The sequence below is a fragment of the Candidatus Paralachnospira sp. LCP21S3_A2 genome (genome assembly GCF_052118925.1).
Taxonomy (GTDB): domain Bacteria; phylum Bacillota; class Clostridia; order Lachnospirales; family Lachnospiraceae; genus Lientehia.
Window position 1 is genome coordinate 50,008 of sequence record NZ_JBQKGG010000014.1, and the last position, 16,318, is coordinate 66,325.

General features: G+C 51.8%; 13 protein-coding genes and 1 riboswitch. Of the genes, 3 read left to right on the forward strand and 10 right to left on the reverse strand.

Annotated features, from left to right (window positions below; translation table 11 throughout):
- Positions 1-8 precede the first annotated feature (8 nt).
- From ACTQ3K_RS10050 to ACTQ3K_RS10090, 9 genes are all read right to left on the reverse strand, one after another.
- A complete protein-coding gene (locus tag ACTQ3K_RS10050) occupies positions 9-1,292 on the reverse strand; it encodes an amidohydrolase family protein (protein ID WP_441567577.1) in 1,284 nt (427 codons plus the stop codon).
- A gap of 15 nt (positions 1,293-1,307) precedes the next feature.
- Positions 1,308-2,960 (reverse strand): putative manganese-dependent inorganic diphosphatase, encoded by a 1,653-nt coding sequence (locus ACTQ3K_RS10055; RefSeq protein ID WP_441567579.1) that lies wholly within the window; start codon positions 2,958-2,960, stop codon positions 1,308-1,310.
- Positions 2,961-3,324: 364 nt separating this feature from the next.
- Positions 3,325-3,696, reverse strand: a complete 372-nt coding sequence (locus ACTQ3K_RS10060) for a hypothetical protein (protein ID WP_441567581.1) — start codon at positions 3,694-3,696, stop codon at positions 3,325-3,327.
- 71 nt (positions 3,697-3,767) lie between these two features.
- Positions 3,768-5,558, reverse strand: a complete 1,791-nt coding sequence (locus ACTQ3K_RS10065) for an ABC transporter ATP-binding protein (RefSeq protein ID WP_441567583.1) — start codon at positions 5,556-5,558, stop codon at positions 3,768-3,770.
- A gap of 43 nt (positions 5,559-5,601) precedes the next feature.
- A complete protein-coding gene (locus ACTQ3K_RS10070; RefSeq protein WP_441567585.1) occupies positions 5,602-6,558 on the reverse strand; it encodes an ROK family glucokinase in 957 nt (318 codons plus the stop codon).
- 249 nt (positions 6,559-6,807) lie between these two features.
- A complete protein-coding gene (metK, locus tag ACTQ3K_RS10075) occupies positions 6,808-7,995 on the reverse strand; it encodes a methionine adenosyltransferase (RefSeq protein WP_441567587.1) in 1,188 nt (395 codons plus the stop codon).
- A gap of 103 nt (positions 7,996-8,098) precedes the next feature.
- Positions 8,099-8,196: riboswitch (SAM riboswitch) on the reverse strand.
- 245 nt (positions 8,197-8,441) lie between these two features.
- On the reverse strand, positions 8,442-9,731 hold the full coding sequence (locus ACTQ3K_RS10080) for a UDP-N-acetylglucosamine 1-carboxyvinyltransferase (RefSeq protein ID WP_441567589.1): 1,290 nt from the start codon (positions 9,729-9,731) through the stop codon (positions 8,442-8,444).
- 216 nt (positions 9,732-9,947) lie between these two features.
- Complete coding sequence (locus tag ACTQ3K_RS10085) at positions 9,948-12,494, reverse strand: hypothetical protein (protein ID WP_441567591.1); 2,547 nt, start codon at positions 12,492-12,494, stop codon at positions 9,948-9,950.
- Positions 12,495-12,736: 242 nt separating this feature from the next.
- Entirely contained in the window at positions 12,737-13,180 is a 444-nt protein-coding gene (locus tag ACTQ3K_RS10090) for a hypothetical protein (protein ID WP_441567593.1), read from the reverse strand.
- Between the two features lie 216 nt (positions 13,181-13,396).
- On the opposite strand from ACTQ3K_RS10090, the gene thrH reads away from it, so the two are divergent.
- The 3 genes from thrH to ACTQ3K_RS10105 all read left to right on the forward strand — a co-directional run bounded on the left by thrH (position 13,397) and on the right by ACTQ3K_RS10105 (position 16,087).
- Complete coding sequence (gene thrH, locus ACTQ3K_RS10095; protein ID WP_441567595.1) at positions 13,397-13,996, forward strand: bifunctional phosphoserine phosphatase/homoserine phosphotransferase ThrH; 600 nt, start codon at positions 13,397-13,399, stop codon at positions 13,994-13,996.
- 114 nt (positions 13,997-14,110) lie between these two features.
- Complete coding sequence (locus ACTQ3K_RS10100) at positions 14,111-14,698, forward strand: HD domain-containing protein (RefSeq protein ID WP_441567597.1); 588 nt, start codon at positions 14,111-14,113, stop codon at positions 14,696-14,698.
- 72 nt (positions 14,699-14,770) lie between these two features.
- Positions 14,771-16,087, forward strand: a complete 1,317-nt coding sequence (locus ACTQ3K_RS10105) for a DUF6070 family protein (RefSeq protein ID WP_441567599.1) — start codon at positions 14,771-14,773, stop codon at positions 16,085-16,087.
- A gap of 94 nt (positions 16,088-16,181) precedes the next feature.
- On the opposite strand, the gene ACTQ3K_RS10110 is transcribed toward ACTQ3K_RS10105, so the two are convergent.
- The coding region (locus ACTQ3K_RS10110) for a formate--tetrahydrofolate ligase (RefSeq protein ID WP_441567610.1) at positions 16,182-16,318 on the reverse strand (137 nt) is incomplete at its 5' end.

A 16,318-nucleotide genomic window follows, 5' to 3' on the forward strand; every position in this document is an offset into this window, starting at 1 on the left:
CATGCTTTTCAGTCCAAAAACTTATCCAGCTCGGCTTCCACCTGTGCCCGCTTTCTGAGCTTCGGCTGGCGGATCAGGCGGCCCCGTGCCATGACCAGATCAACGTTTCGCAGAACCCGCAGATCTTCCAGAGGATTTTTCGCTGTCACGATCAGATCCGCACACTTTCCGGGTGCAATGGTTCCTGTCACATCGCCGATCCCGGCCAGGCGGGCGCTCTGCTCCGTTGCCGTGTGAAGGGCAAAGGCGTTGGACACGCCGACGTATTTATGGAAATAATACAGCTCCCGCCAGAAATCATACTGCGTGATCCAGGGGCATCCCACATCGTTCCCCAGCACCACCGGAATTCCGTTTTCCAGAGCTGCCTTCGCACAGTCGATGATCCCCTCGAAGACCACGTTGCCGTTATACTGCTCCACCTCGGACGCATTGGTAACCGACCGGTCAAACAACGCATAGGGAAGAGCCGGAGACAGAGTCGTGCAAAGGAATGCGCCATGCTCTTTGAAAAGCCGGATCATATACTCATCCAACTTTGCACCATGCTCGACAGAATCCACGCCATTTTCCAGTGCGACCCGGACACCTTCGGGCGATTCCACATGGGCGGCCACCTGATACCCTGCCTCATGAGCCTTCTCACAGACAGCCTTTACCATGTCCGGCGCCATTTTCAGCTCCCCGGGCACACCCTTTTCCCTGGCATCCAGCACGCCGCCGGTGATCATCAGCTTAATGAGATCCACACCCTCTTTTTTCGACTGAGCCAGATGGGCGAGGGCTTCCTCGTTATTATGTGCTGCCACAGCAACTGAACCTGCCATGTGTCCGCCGGGAACGGAGATTCCACGGTTTGCCGCAAGGATCCTGGGACCGTCCTTTGTTCCCGCCGCGATTTCATCACGAAGCCTGGTATCAAAATCCCCCAGGCCTCCTACCGTCCGTATCGTCGTGACTCCGCTTAGCATCTCCTGCTTTGCAAATCCGCAGACCATCTTATACGCAACTGCCCTGGTAAGGCCCGAGCTCATGATCTTCTTCACCAGCTTCTCATTGTCCCTCTGCTTTTTCTGGGGCTTTCCGCTGCCTGCCAGATGAACATGCATGTTGATCAGTCCCGGCATAAGATAGCCGCCCTTTAAATCAATCGTTTCATACCCGACCGAAATCTCCTGTTCCGGAACCAGTGCCCGGATCTTCTCGCCATCCACCAGAACGCAGAGTTCCTCCTGCACACTCATGTCCCTTGTTCCGTCTAAAATTTTTCCGTTCGTCAATGCGTACTTCATCGTAAAACACCTCTCCTATGCCTGCAGCACCATCATCAGTGCCGGTACAAACTGCTTCTTTCTGGACACCACGCCCTCCAGAACCACCGACTGATTTTGAGGATGACAGCCGGGGAACGCCTGCTCAAGAAGCTGCTCACCGCTCTGGCTGTCACACAGCACCTCGGAGGATTCATCCAGAATACTGGTAAGCAGGAAAAACAGCATATCCACGTTATGCCTGCTCTTCATCTGTTCCAGGAACGGAACCATCCGCTTCTTTAATTCCTTCAGTTCCTCTTCATCCATGGAACTGATCTGGGCAATTCCGATGGTAGTGCCATCCATATCAAATACCTTATAATCCTGATAAAAAATTTCTTTCTCTGTTTTCTGCTTCAGATCGCTTCCCGCCGCAAACATCTCTCTGGCAAGCTGCTTGGTATCAATACCGGCAATCTTTGCCAGTGCCTCCGCCGCCGCCTTGTCCACCGGTGTACAGGTGGGCGACCGGTACAGAAGCGTATCGGAAATGATAGCACTGCACAGAAGTCCTGCCACCTCCGGACAGATTTCTGCCTTGTTTTCGATATACATCTGATAAATGATGGTCGCTGTACAGCCAAGGGGCTGATTCCGGAAAAACACCGGCGAAACCGTCTCCAGACTTCCGAGGCGGTGATGATCGATGATCTCCAGAATTTCTGCGTTCTCAATCCCCTCAACAGCCTGAGCACGCTCATTATGATCCACCAGGATCACCTGCTTGCGCTTCATGCCTAACAGATTCCGACGGGAGATCATGCCCTTGTAACGGCCGTCCTTATCCAGGATCGGAAAATCACGGAACCGTTTGCTTGCCATGATGTCCTTAATCTCATCGGTATAATCCTCAATATCGAAGCTGATGATCTTATCTGTTTTCATAAAATAGCCAATGGGCATACTCTGATTGATAAGACGGGACGCCGTAAACGTATCAAACGGCGTCGAGATCACCGTACATCCATGCTCCTCCGCCAGCTTCTTGATGGTCATGGAGACCGGTGCACCGTCGCAGACCACAATACAGTCCGCATTCATCTCAATGGCACAAAGCTGGGATTCGTAACGGTTTCCGAGGATTACCAGATCATGCTCTTCGATATAGGACTCCATCAGATCGGGATTTGCCGCTGCCACCAGCACCTTTCCCTGATCAAAATAACGGTTTTTATCCCCGACAACCACAATTCCCTCCAGAGTCTCCCTGATATTTTCATACTGGGTACGTGCTGCGGAAAGAATCGCACTGTCATATACGTTCATATAAGAGTTGGCAATATCACCGATGGTAATTACCCCCTCCAGACGGCTGTCCCTGGTGATCGGAAGCGTCACAACGCCAAGATCCTTCATCAGGCTCCATGCCTTTTTTAAGGAAATATTGGATTTGACGCCCTTTGTTTTCCGGAACTCCACATCCTTTACCTGCGTCCGGACATTTTCCTTAAACTCCGGAACCGGAACCTGAAACCGCTCCAGAACATACTGGGTCTCCTGATTGATGATCCCGGCACGGCACGGTACATGCTCCCGTCCGGTCACTGCCTGCTTTAATCTTGCATATGCAATCGCCGAACAGATGGAATCCGTATCCGGGTTCCGATGTCCGATCACGATTATCTTTCTTCCTGTTTCTTCTTCCATTTCGAAAATTCCTCCCTCCTGTGCTCCGCGAAACGGCCATTTTTCTCCTCTGCGGTCAATATTAACGGTTTATTCATGATGTGTTCATATTTTGTTCATATTCTATTGTTATGCTATTTGTACAGATGAGAAACAATTATCTTCGTTTTTTCGTCAAATTGCATATAGGTTTTTCATAATTACCCCGGAGCTTCTGCTCCGGGGACTCCTCGTTTTTGGGGTTCTTTTTGTTTATTCAGCATTTTTACCAAACCAGGTTTTTCTTCCATTTTTCGGTTCATGCTTCTGTCCCGCTTTCCGTTCTTTCCCCATAAAGCCACAGAAGCGGAGGACATCGATGCCCTCCGCTCTTTTCTTTTGCTGTTTAATTTCCACTCTGTGTCTCAGCGGCCTCAGTTGCTGCTTCCGTTTCCGCAGCCTGTGCAGTTTCCTCCGCATTTGCCTCATCCGCAGAGGTCTCACCGCCCGCTGCATCTGCGCTGGTTTCCGTTTCCAGAATTCCGGCCATATCCTGTACGACCAGAGAGCTTGCCGTATAATCCGGCTTTGCATTCTGTGCCTTAATATACTGATTCCGGATCGTAATACCGATTCCGGCTCCGATTCCTGCAATCACAAGAATCAGAATCAGAGCAGCGATGGCTTTTCTCATTTTCCGGTCGCGCCGCTCTTTTTCTACGATCTCTTTCCGTCTTGCCTTCTGCTCTTTATACTTATCTACTTTCTGCTGACTCATGACTGCCGTGTTCCTTTCTCCTTGCTTCCGGCCAAAACCGGTTCTTCGTTATCATATCATAAAACGCATGATTATTCAAGAACTTCATGCATACCGGTCATGCACCTTCCGTCCGTTTCTCCTGCTGAGAACTGCATCCGGTAAAACCGGGCATAAATCCCGTTTTTCTTCATCAGCTCTGAATGACTGCCCTGCTCGGCAATGCCGTCATCGGTCAAAACCAGGATCTTTCCGGCATTTCGGATCGTAGAAAGCCGGTGGGCAATTACGAACGTCGTTCTGCCCTTTGCCAGCCGTTCCATGGCCTCCTGAACCAGCCGCTCGCTCTCATTATCCAGCGCTGAGGTGGCCTCGTCAAAGATCAGCACCGGAGGATTCTTCAAAAACACCCGGGCAAGGGAAAGCCTTTGCTTCTGGCCGCCGGAGAGCTTTACGCCCCGCTGGCCGATGTCTGTATCATATCCGTCCGGAAGTTCCATAATAAACTCATGAGCTCCCGCCATCCTTGCCGCCTCGATGACAGCCTCTCTGGACGCATTCTTTTTTCCGTAGCAGATATTCTCATATACGGTTCCTGCGAACAGATACACATCCTGCTGCACAATGCCGATCTGCTCCCGCAGACTCTTTAATGTGATCTTCCGGATATCCCGGCCGTCCAGTGTGATCCTTCCGCCGTTCACCTCATAAAACCGTGGGATCAGGCTGCACAGCGTTGATTTTCCCACACCGGAGGAGCCCACCAGTGCCACATATTCCCCCGGCTTTACCGTCATGTTCAGATGATGGAGCACATCCTCCTTCGAGGACGCATATCGGAAATCCACATCCTCAAACCGGATTTCCCCGTCCACATGATCAATCTCCACCGCATCAGGCGCATCCTCAATGTCCGGCTCCACCGCCAGGATCTCGCGAAACCGGCTGTAACCGGACATACCGTTCTGGAACATCTCTGTAAACCGGATCAGCTGTTTCACCGGATCGGTGAAGTTATTGATGAGCAGAAGAAATGCCACCAGATCCGCTGCCTCCAGGCTTCCCCGCGCCAGTAAAAGGGCGCCCACTGAGATCACCAGCACCGTCATCATGGTCGCGAAGGCTCCAAGTCCGGCGTTGTAGGCTCCCATGTACCGATAACTGTCCTTTTTACTCTCCAGAAACTTCTGATTGCCCTGATCGAACTTCTCCATCTCACCCTTCTCATTACTGAAGGACTTCACCACACGGATCCCCGAAAGGCTGTCCTCGATCTGGGCATTGACATCGGCAATCTTTTCCCGGTTCCGCTTATAGGCCCGCTTCATCTTTTTATTGAGCACATAGGCATAGCCCAGCATAAACGGCAGAAGCACCGCAGCCGCCAGCGCCATGGGTACATTGATGAACAGCAGAATGATCAGCGTGCCCGCCATGCGGATCACCGAGATCATCAGATCCTCCGGACCGTGATGGCACAGTTCACTGATGTCAAACAGATCATTGGTGACCCGGGACATGAGCTGTCCGACCTTCTGATCATCGTAAAAAGCGAAGGAAAGCTTCTGGTAATGGGCAAACAGCTCATGCCGCATATCCCGCTCCATGCGCGCACCCATGATGTGCCCGAAATAACCGATATAATAGTTGCAGCCGAACTCCACCGCCACCAGAACGACCATCAGTGCCGCCAGCTTTAAGATCGTGGATACTGCCTGAGCCGTTTCAAAATGAACCGCTGTTCCCGTAATATAACGGATGATCAGCGGGATCACCAGTGTGACGCCCGCGCCGATACAGGCGAACAGCATATCGCTCAGAAACAGTCCCAGATACGGCTTATAATAGGAGAAAAAGGTTTTTTTCTTTGTTTCTTTTTTCATGGTACTGCCTGTCTTTATGCCTCTCTTTATCGTTTTCTGTCTCTTAATCCTCGATTACCATCTTTGCGGCTCCGTAAATCCCGGCATCATTCCCCAGAGTTGCCAGCGCCAGCTTCGGTTTTTCCTTAATCAACGTGATCAGCGGATCAAACTGCTCCCGCAGAAGATCAAGAAGATAGGTTCCCGCCTTGGACACACCACCGCCGATAACGAAGACCTCCGGATCAATCGTCTGGGCAATGTAAGCCAGAGCCCGCGCCAGATATTTCATGCAGTACGCCGCCACCGACTCTGCCAAGGCATCGCCTGCCTTTGCCGCATCAAACACGTCCTTGGCCGTCACATCCTCAACATCCCGAAGCACCGACGGCATATCCTGGTTCCGCATGAACCGTCTTGCGATCCGCGCGATTCCCGTCGCCGAAGCGATCTGCTCCAGACAGCCGTAGTTGTTGCAGTTGCACCGTCCCTCTTCACGCGGCCAGTCCCAGTCCATGACCATATGGCCGATCTCTCCGCCCATACCCTTGCTTCCGGGAACGATATGGCCGTTCAGGATCACGCCGCCGCCGACACCGGTTCCAAGGGTCACGGCAACTACATCCTTATAGCCCTTGCCGCCGCCCTGCCACATCTCGCCCAGAGCCGCCACGTTGGCATCATTGCTTCCTTTCACCGGGATTCCGCCAAGAAGCTCCGACAGCTCCTTCACCGGATTCCAGTCCTGGATCCGTCCGATATTGACAATGATCTCTACATAACCGTCGGGCATGATCGGGCCGGGCACGCCGATACCGGCTCCCGCCAGATCCTCCATGGGAAGCTGTTCCTCCGCCATATGCTTTTTGATCGCCTCCGCAATATCCGGAGTCACATGGGTTCCTCCGTCCTCAGATCTTGTGGGGATCTCCCACTTCCGGATCAGTGTTCCGTCTGCGGTAAACAGTCCCATTTTCGTTGTTGTGCCGCCAAGATCGACACCTGCATAAATCTTACCCATCTTATTCTCCTTTATCCCACTTATCATTGCTTCATTGCAGTTTAACTGTATTATACCGTTTCCCGGAAAGCAGGTCAAGCAGGCGCCGATCATCCGAAACGATCCGAACAGCCCTCGGTATATTTCTGCTCCGGATACGCATCAGCCGTTCGTGAATACCTTTGTGTTATGATACAAAAACTGCGCCGCCTTCTCTGTTTTTGAGTCTGCGGCGCAGAATTATGCTTTTTTCTATGATCGGAGATCTGCTTACAGATACTTCTTCAGTGCTTCAGCCTTGTCCAGTCTTTCCCAGGTCAGATCCAGGTCATTACGGCCAAAATGACCATAAGCGGAGGTCTGGCGGTAAACAGGCTTTCTCAGGTCAAGCATCTTGATGATTCCTGCGGGACGGAGATCAAAATTCTCGCGGATGATCTCTACGAGGCGCTCATCGGAAAGCTTTCCGGTTCCAAATGTATCAATATTGATCGAAGTCGGCTGTGCAACTCCGATGGCATAGGAAAGCTGGATCTCGCATTTGTCTGCCAGTCCGGCTGCTACCAGGTTCTTTGCCGCATAACGTGCTGCATAAGCTGCGGAACGGTCTACCTTTGTACAGTCCTTTCCGGAGAATGCGCCGCCGCCGTGTCTTGCGTAGCCGCCGTAGGTGTCGACAATGATCTTCCGACCGGTCAGGCCGCTGTCGCCATGAGGGCCGCCGATAACGAAACGTCCGGTGGGGTTAATAAAGAACTTGGTCTCATCATCCACCAGCTCTGCCGGAAGGATCGGATCCAGAACATATTTACGGATATCTGCATGGATCTGCTCCTGGGTCACATCGGGATCATGCTGGGTAGAAAGAACGACTGCATCCAGATGGATCGGTTTTCCGTTCTCGTCATACTCTACGGTTACCTGGCTCTTTCCGTCGGGACGGAGATATTTTAAAGTACCGTCTTTTCTTACCTTGGTAAGCTGACGAACCAGCTTATGGGCAAGCGCGATGGGGTAAGGCATATACTCCGGTGTCTCGTTGGTTGCATAACCGAACATCAGACCCTGATCGCCGGCACCGATGGCCTCGATCTCTTCTTCGGACATCTTGTTTTCCCTGGCTTCCAGTGCCTTGTTTACGCCCATGGCAATATCGGCAGACTGCTCATCGATGGCAGTCAGCACTGCGCAGGTGTTTCCGTCAAAACCGTACTCGGACTTGTCATAGCCGATGTCCAGGATCGTATTGCGGACGATCTTCGGAATATCCACGTACGCCTTGGTTGTGATCTCTCCCATAACCATAACAAAACCGGTTCCACAGCAGGTCTCGCAGGCCACACGGCTCATGGGGTCCTGCTCCAGCAGTGCATCCAGAATGGAATCGGAGATCGCGTCACACAGTTTGTCCGGATGGCCTTCTGTTACGGACTCGGATGTGAATAAAAATTTTTCCATAGATAACTCCTTTGTAAACGTATTTCACAAGCTTCCCTCACAAAGATTCTTATGAAATAAAACGAGCCCGCCATAAGCGGACTCGATAAACTCGTATCAAATCCTCTTATTGTTCGATAGTTCGCTCAGGTTGGCACCTTCCACACCGGGGGTTGCCGTGGCTTCACAGGTCCTCTGTACCTCCACCACTCTGAATAAGGGAATTGCGGGACTCTTATTTAGTTGTCGCGTCATAAGGATAACGCAGTTTTCCATACCTGTCAAGGGTATTGGAGCAGTTTACAGAATTTTTTCATTTATTCTTATGATCTTCTCAAAAACGGCTGTTTTCAGCAGTTTGGATCAGGATCACTCCCGAGGATCAGTAGCACTTCCAGAAATCAGGAGCACTCCCGAGGATCAGGAGCACTTCCAGGAATCAGGAACACTCCCGGTTCCGAGCTGCTTTATATAACCTCCAGCTTCAGGCGCTTGACATCCTCTTCATCCTCTGCCTGCTCAATATCCGCACCGAGACCACGCAGCTTCTCATCGAACCGTTCATAGCCTCTCAGAATATACTTTGTCTCATCGACCACCGTATGGCCCTCAGCCGCCAGTCCGGCAAGAACAAGAGCTGCGCCTGCCCGGAGATCCGGGGCGCTTACATCGGCTCCCATCAGCCGTTCCACGCCATTGATCACTGCCACATTGCTTTCCACCTTGATGTTGGCGCCCATGCGTGCCAGCTCATCAACATACTTGAACCGGTTCTCGAAAATACTCTCCGTCACCATGCTGGTTCCCGCCGCCAGAGCAAGCGCCACTGAGATCTGAGGCTGCATATCTGTCGGGAAACCGGGATAAGGAAGGGTCTTCACATTGGTATATTTCAGACGGGACTTACAGACCACACGCACCGCATCATCAAATTCTACTACTTCACAGCCCATTTCCAGAAGCTTTGCGGAAATGGCCTCCAGATGCTTCGGGATCACGTTCTTTACAGTCACATCGCCCTTTGTCACCGCTGCCGCAAACATAAATGTTCCCGCCTCGATCTGGTCGGGAATGATCGAATAAACCGTTCCATGAAGCTTCGGCACGCCTTTGATCCGGATCACATCCGTTCCTGCACCCTTGATATTGGCACCCATGCTGTTAAGCATATTGGCCACATCAACCACATGAGGCTCCTTCGCCGCATTCTCCAGGATCGTATTCCCCTCGGCAAGGGACGCTGCCAGCATAATATTGATGGTCGCACCGACCGAAACCACGTCAAGATAAATATGGCCGCCGCGAAGATGATCCGAATCCACAACTACCATGCCATGGTCGATCTCCGTTCTTGCACCAAGACCACGGAAGCCCTTCAGGTGCTGGTCAATCGGACGGCTTCCGATGTTACAGCCGCCGGGCAGAGAGACCTCCGCCTTTTTATATTTTCCGAGAAGCGCTCCCAACAGATAATAGGACGCGCGGATCCGCTTCATGTATTCATCATTGACCCGGATTGTCCGGATTCCGGCTCCGTTAATCGAAACCGTATGGGCATCGATCCGTTTTACGGACGCACCAATCCCGGCGATTGCCTCCAGAAGCATATTGATATCCCGTACATCCGGAAGATTATCGATCATCACTTCCTCGTCCGCCATGATCGCCGCAGCGAGGATTCCCAGAGCCGCATTTTTTGCGCCGCCAATTACGACATCGCCCACCAGCGGACTGCCGCCCTTAATCACATATTGCATGATGACACCTCATCTAAATCTATTCTCAACTATTTTTCGTTTCAAAATCCGTATATCAATACCAGGCGCAGCCGGTATTCCACTCACTGAACCTAGTATTATTACTTTATTATAACAATATGTTACACTTTTGTAAACCCAGTTCTGACGGCAATCCGGAAAACAGGCAGCACACCTGGCCCGCCTGCTTTCCGGATTATGGGCTCTCCGCTATTTTTACTCCAGTCCTGCCACGCTTACAAAAGGATATCCGACCGCTCCGTACAGTACATCGGCATCATCCTGCGCGATGAGATGGGTGCTTTCCTCCATAGGATCGTAAAGGATCAGATTTTTATACACATCGTAGCCCAGGATCAGCTCCGCCTTATTGCCATTGAGGGCCAGTACCGGACAGCCGCGGTTCACATAATACAGAACCTGATTCATAATGCAGCCCTTCAGATCCACGGCTCTTCCGTCAAAGGCTTCATCCAGAATCTCGTAAGCGCTCTTTCCCTCTGCCAGTCCGGCGGCGGCCTCCGTAGTTTTTCCGCCCTGAAGCAGGATCATCTTCAGGCAGGCGGAAAGGCTCTCCGCTTCATCATCCGCCGACAACAGCCGCACCGGCTCGATGGAATACTGCATGGCGCGGTTTGCTCTTGTCCAGATATAATCACCCTTATCATCAACAACGACACCCATCTGATCATAAACCAGACGGATTGCCTCGCCGGCGGAATTGCAGATCCCCTGTAACCGCCCGCAGCCATAGGCATAATAAGCCTTCTCTGCTTTTCCGTACTCGGCGGTGGACACCAGCGTAAGCTTCCGGCTTTCGTTTCCGGCTACCTCCTTTGGTGTCGTGATGGAAAGAGTCTTCTGCTTATTATCCGCCACAGAAAGATTCAGCGCATAGGTTATTTTCTTTAAGGACGATTCCTCCTGAACCAGCACCGACTGCTCCTGATCCGAAGGCTGGTTCTGGATCAGTGCATCATCGGCAGCAGCAGCCCAGGAACCAGTCTCACTCTTTGTCTCCCGGCTGATCTGGATCTTTCCGCTTCCGATGGTTACTCCGGTGATATAATATCCGTCCCGTGCATAGGTCGTCTGTACATTCTGGTTCCGGTCAATGATCTCCAGGCTGTACATGGGATAATTGACCACCAGATTGCCGCTGGTGATATCCGACTCCCTTGCCTTTCCGTAAACAAAATCGCCGTCAATGAAGCCCAGGGCACGGATCGTCTCACCTTCTGCCGCATGAAGGGTAAATCTGGTGCCATCATCCATATAGAATACCTGGATCGTCTTTCCGCCGCAGGCGTCCTCTTCCTCCTGCCATGCCGCCGCACTGGAATCCTCGCTGACCACAAAGTTTCCGTTTTTCAGCCCGCTGACCACTTCCACATATTCCTCTCCGGAAAAGTCAATGGCATAAATGCTGTTTCCGAACATCAGATAAAACAGATCATTGTTTCCCACATAGGACAAGGTTCCGATCTCCTCTTTCATGACCTGATACGGCTTGTCGGAGGGCACGAAAAACACCTCGCTGATGGCATTATCCTGACGTCTGTACCTGTAAAACGCCAGACCGCACTCCCCCTCATGACTGCCGCGGTTCATATAGCCGTAAACGGAAAATGCCATATTTCCGTCCTGATCCACCTGAATGATCTGGAACCTGTGCTGGTCATAAAAAGTCCGGATTCCGTCGTCATTTTTCTCCTTGAAGGAGAACAGGCGGGACGCTTCATTTTCCTTTTTATTATAGCTCCACAGCTCACCGTCGGCCACAAACGCCGTATAATCCCCGGCACTTAAATATTCCACCGGAAGATGCTCCGGGCTCAATATCCCAAGCTCGATCTTTCCGTCCTGCACGGTAATATCCGATGCCTCAAAGGTCTGATCCATGGTCCTCTCATAGGCAATGAGCCAGAGCTTTCCGTCTACATAGCGGACGCTTAAAAACTCCTGAACCCGATAGGTCTCCACAGAACCGGTGTCTCCCTCCGCCGTCACCTGGTAGGACAGGCGGATCGATCCGGTCATCTCGTTCATTTCCTCAATGTCCACACGGACTTCCCCGGAACGCTGGGGTTTTAAATTTCCCCAGGTCACATGAGTATAGCTGGACCTGATGTCCGCGTACCCCAGGGAGCTGGTGTCTGCATCCCGGCTGCTTTCCAGCTGAGTCGTGACCTCCTCGGAGGTATCCTTGGAAAATAACAGCTCACTGAAATGCTCCGCAAAAGCGATCTCCTCGCCAATGTGCGTATCACTGTATCCGCGGAGTCTTGTATAATAATAGATATTGTCCCATTTATCGGTCTTTATATCCAGCACCAGCACGTATTCCGAGGTCTGATCGGGCAGATCTGTTACCGGAAGCGTTCCTTTCATCGTATCGCTGCCGCCGGACAGATTTTCACAGCCTCTGCTTTCTGCCAGCGTGCTTCCGTCCGTATTCCGGATTTCATAGGACGCCGATACCACCTTTGCTCCGTAGGTCTTCACAGAAAACGGAAGGGCTCCGTCCGCCGGAAGAGGCGTAATGGTGTCCCGCATGTAGGGAACATTCATCTGCGCCGTATAACCGTGAAGCGTGTTGACCGCACTGCCCTCGAATTCCATGGTCACCACAGGCAGGCTCGCTCCGTCCATGACGGTGTATGCTATCTCCTGCTTCTTTTTCCTTGTAAAAAACAGCACGGCTGCCACCGCCGCCACAAATACCAGAAGAAGGACGATGATCCTCCGGATAATTTTCTTCATGTACTCTGCACTCCCTCTATATTTCCGCCGTTTCCGGCGATTGTCTTTTTAATTTCTCCCGCCGGGCGGGTTTTATGCATCTCGTTTTGCAGTCATCCAGACTGTATATCATTCCGCTCTGCTTCACAGCTGCCCAGGCTGCGCAGACGCTGAAGCCTGAACAGTTACCATTTTAGAATGAAACGGCAAAAACCACAACTTATTTTTTTATGAAGCTGTCCGCTTCCGAAAGACATAACCCATCAGATTCCTTTCCAGTATCGGTTCCGAAGCTCGCGCTTTTTCACACGCCGCCTGCAGACCTCATGATACAGAAGCACCTCACAGGCCGCCTGGATCCACTGCTTCTCCTCCTCGCCGGTTTCCTCGCTTACTTCCCGGCGGTACACCTCATCGCAGAGCCTCCGGAGCCCCACCCGGTCCGGGTATTCATCATACAGAATACTTCCGTCATAATCAATGGCATCGCAGATCTCTCCAACGCTTTTTTCGATCTGTTTCATGCGATCCGGATACATAGTCTCAAAGTATTCCATATCACGTCCCAGCTCCTGCTCACCGGTGCAGCCCATTCCCGTGTCCATGGCACGAAGCCGCCAGGATGGCCCGGCCATGCCTCCGTAAAACGGGCGGAACGCCCTTCCTCCGTAATAATCCCACATAAACCCGCCGTATTGCTCTGTCATCCGACTTTCACTCCGCTTCCATAATATAATACAGAATATGCACCGGACAGAATGCTGGTTCCGTCTGTTCGAACTGCCCGAAAAGCTGTTTTTCCACGATTTCTGCTTGTCTCTCTCTCCGTTTCGTTGTAAAATAACAGGAGATTTTATCTCGGTATTTTGTCGGACGTTATGCTGCTCACCGGATGCGGCAGCCACTTAGAGGAGGGAATACTTATGAACATCGTGTGTCTTGATATGGAAGGCGTTTTAGTACCGGAGATCTGGATTGCATTTGCTGAAGCCAGCGGCATCCCGGAGTTAAAAAAAACCACCCGTGATGAACCGGATTATGATAAGCTGATGAAATGGCGGATCGGAATCCTGAAAGAACATGGCCTCGGTTTAAAAGAAATCCAGGAAACCATCGAAAAAATCGATCCCATGGAGGGTGCAAAGGAATTTCTTGACGAGCTTCGTTCCATGACACAGGTAATCATTGTCAGCGATACCTTTACCCAGTTCGCGCAGCCGCTTATGAAGAAGCTGGGCTGGCCGACACTGTTCTGCAACTCTCTGGAGGTTGCTCCCGACGGAGAAATCACCGGTTTTAAAATGCGGATCGAGCAGTCCAAGCTGAGCACCGTAAAGGCCCTTCAGTCCATCGGCTTCGACACCATTGCTAGCGGCGACAGCTACAACGATCTTGGTATGATCCAGGCAAGCAAGGCCGGCTTCTTATTCAAGAGCACCGACAAGATCAAGGCTGATTATCCCAATATCCCTGCATATGAAACGTATGACGAACTGATGGCCGCCATCAAGGCAGCGCTTTAATCTGCTTCCGACAGATTTGTTTTCTGACTGGCGTCTCCGGATCTCCCCTGCGGATTCCGGCGGCGCCTGCGGTTTTTCACACAGGTATTTTTCACACTGATAAAGGACAAAGTTATGGACGAACGTTTAAAAAAACAGCTTGATTTCATTCTTGAAATTGACAAGGAAAAAAACATTTTCCGCCAGACCCATCTTTCCGGTCATGGACGGAACGAAAACGATGCTGAGCATGCCTGGCACATGGCACTCATGGCATATCTGCTCCGGGAATATTCCAATGAACCCGTTGACATTACCCGCGTCATGCTCATGTGCCTGATCCATGATGTGGTTGAGATTGATGCCGGTGACACATACGCCTATGATCCCGAGGGTCTGAAAACACAAAAGGCACGCGAGGACGCCGCCAAGGAGCGGATCTACTCCCTGCTTCCTCCCGATCAGAAGGAGGAGCTGACGGCGCTCTTTGACGAATTTGAAGCCTGTGAGACCGCCGAATCCCGCTTTGCCCATGCCATGGACAATCTCCAGCCCCTCATGCTCAATAACAGCAACGGCGGCAGCGACTGGCGGGAGCATGGCGTCTGTGCCGAACAGGTCTATGGCCGCCAGACAAAAACAAGGCAGGGCTCCGAAAAGCTATTTGAAGTAACCGATCATATCATCCAGGCCAATATCGCCGCCGGGAATATCAAAAAATAACACACAGGAGGCATTTCCATGTCAATTGAGAGCATGTCATCCCCGGCGGATTCCAGATAAATGACGGCCATTATGAAGATATCTGCCCTTACTATCATGAACTGTAAAAATCATGCCCTGCGGGTGGTTCCGCTGTGTCTGCTGATCGCGCTTCCCGGCTGCGGATCTGCGCACGTTTATCCACAAAGCGCGGAAATTTCAACCGTGCTGTCCACAGAATCCACAGTCTCCGGAACTCAGCACGGAGAGCTGGATGTTTCCGCTCCTTCCGAGGCCTCTCTATCTGCCCCCTCAGCATCCGACAGCAGCAGAGGCTATGATCTTCCTGTATCCTCCGAGGTAAAAGAAACTGCCCGTAGGGACTGTGAAAGGTTTTTCCAGGCAACGACCCTGGCGTTTTCCGAGGCAGATAAAGGAACGGCCTCCAACACCGTTCTCTCTTCCGATGCGCTCCGCCAGATACAGAAGCAGGCCGCCGACAGCGGATTTCCTGTCTTTACGGCGGATCCTTACTCGGAAACCGAACAGCCGGAAGCCATGGAAACTTTTCTTGAAAATTGCAAGCACGAAAGCACCGGAGAAGCAGTTCTTTACAAACTTTTATATGACGGCGGTGTCCGCCGCCTTTTCTTCTCCTTTGACGGCAGCACCCTTTTTGTTACCGAAGCCGAGCTTCTGCGGAATCGCGACAACAGCTCCGGCTCCTTTTCCATCACCAAAACCAGGATCGAAACCTGGGATTACACGGAAAAGGGCTGGTTCTGCTATGAGCTTTGCGTACCGGAGCCTCCGGAGGTAAGTGAGATCGTCAACGGCTGCCGCATGATCCGCCTGCTCCCGCGAACCGATGAACAGAGAACTATGACGCTGCGCTGCGTGGCCGCCCTGGGCTATCAGGAAAACAACCTGCTCTGCAGCGACTGGGATTCCACGCACACAGAAAGCTTGGATTTCAGCGGTATTTTTCTGCGGCTTTATGCTACGGACTGCTGTGAGGAATTTCCGGCTGCCGACTATCCTGCCGGGATTCCAGCCTCTGAACTGGAACCACTGCTTCTCCGTTATCTTCCGATAACCGCGGCGCAGCTTCATGCTTCCTCCTCCTATGATCCATCCATCGAAGCTTATGCTTACAGTCGACACGGCGGTTACGCTTATAAGGCTTCCTTTTTCAGCACCTCTCTGCCCGAAGTCACCGCAGTTCACGACAACGGCGACGGAACCATGACCTTGACCATTGATGCCGTATGCAGTCTGGTTGTCTGCAACGATGCCCTTATGACCCATGAGCTTACTGTCCGGCTTCTGCCCGACGGCCAGATTCAATATCTGGGAAACCGGATCGTAAAGGACATGGACGGCGGAAGGCCGGAATATAAGCTGGAATAAAATAGAATATCATCATATTTAACCATAACAAAAGAGCAGCCGCTCCCCGACTTTCCATCAGGGAGTGGCTGCTCTTTTTTATATATTATGGAATTTAGAACAGGCCTGTGATCTTTCCGTTCTCATCTACATCGATCTTCTCAGCCGCGGGTACCTTGGGCAGTCCGGGCATGGTCATGATCTCACCGGTGAGCGCTACGATGAAGCCTGCGCCTGCGGAAATCTTCAGGT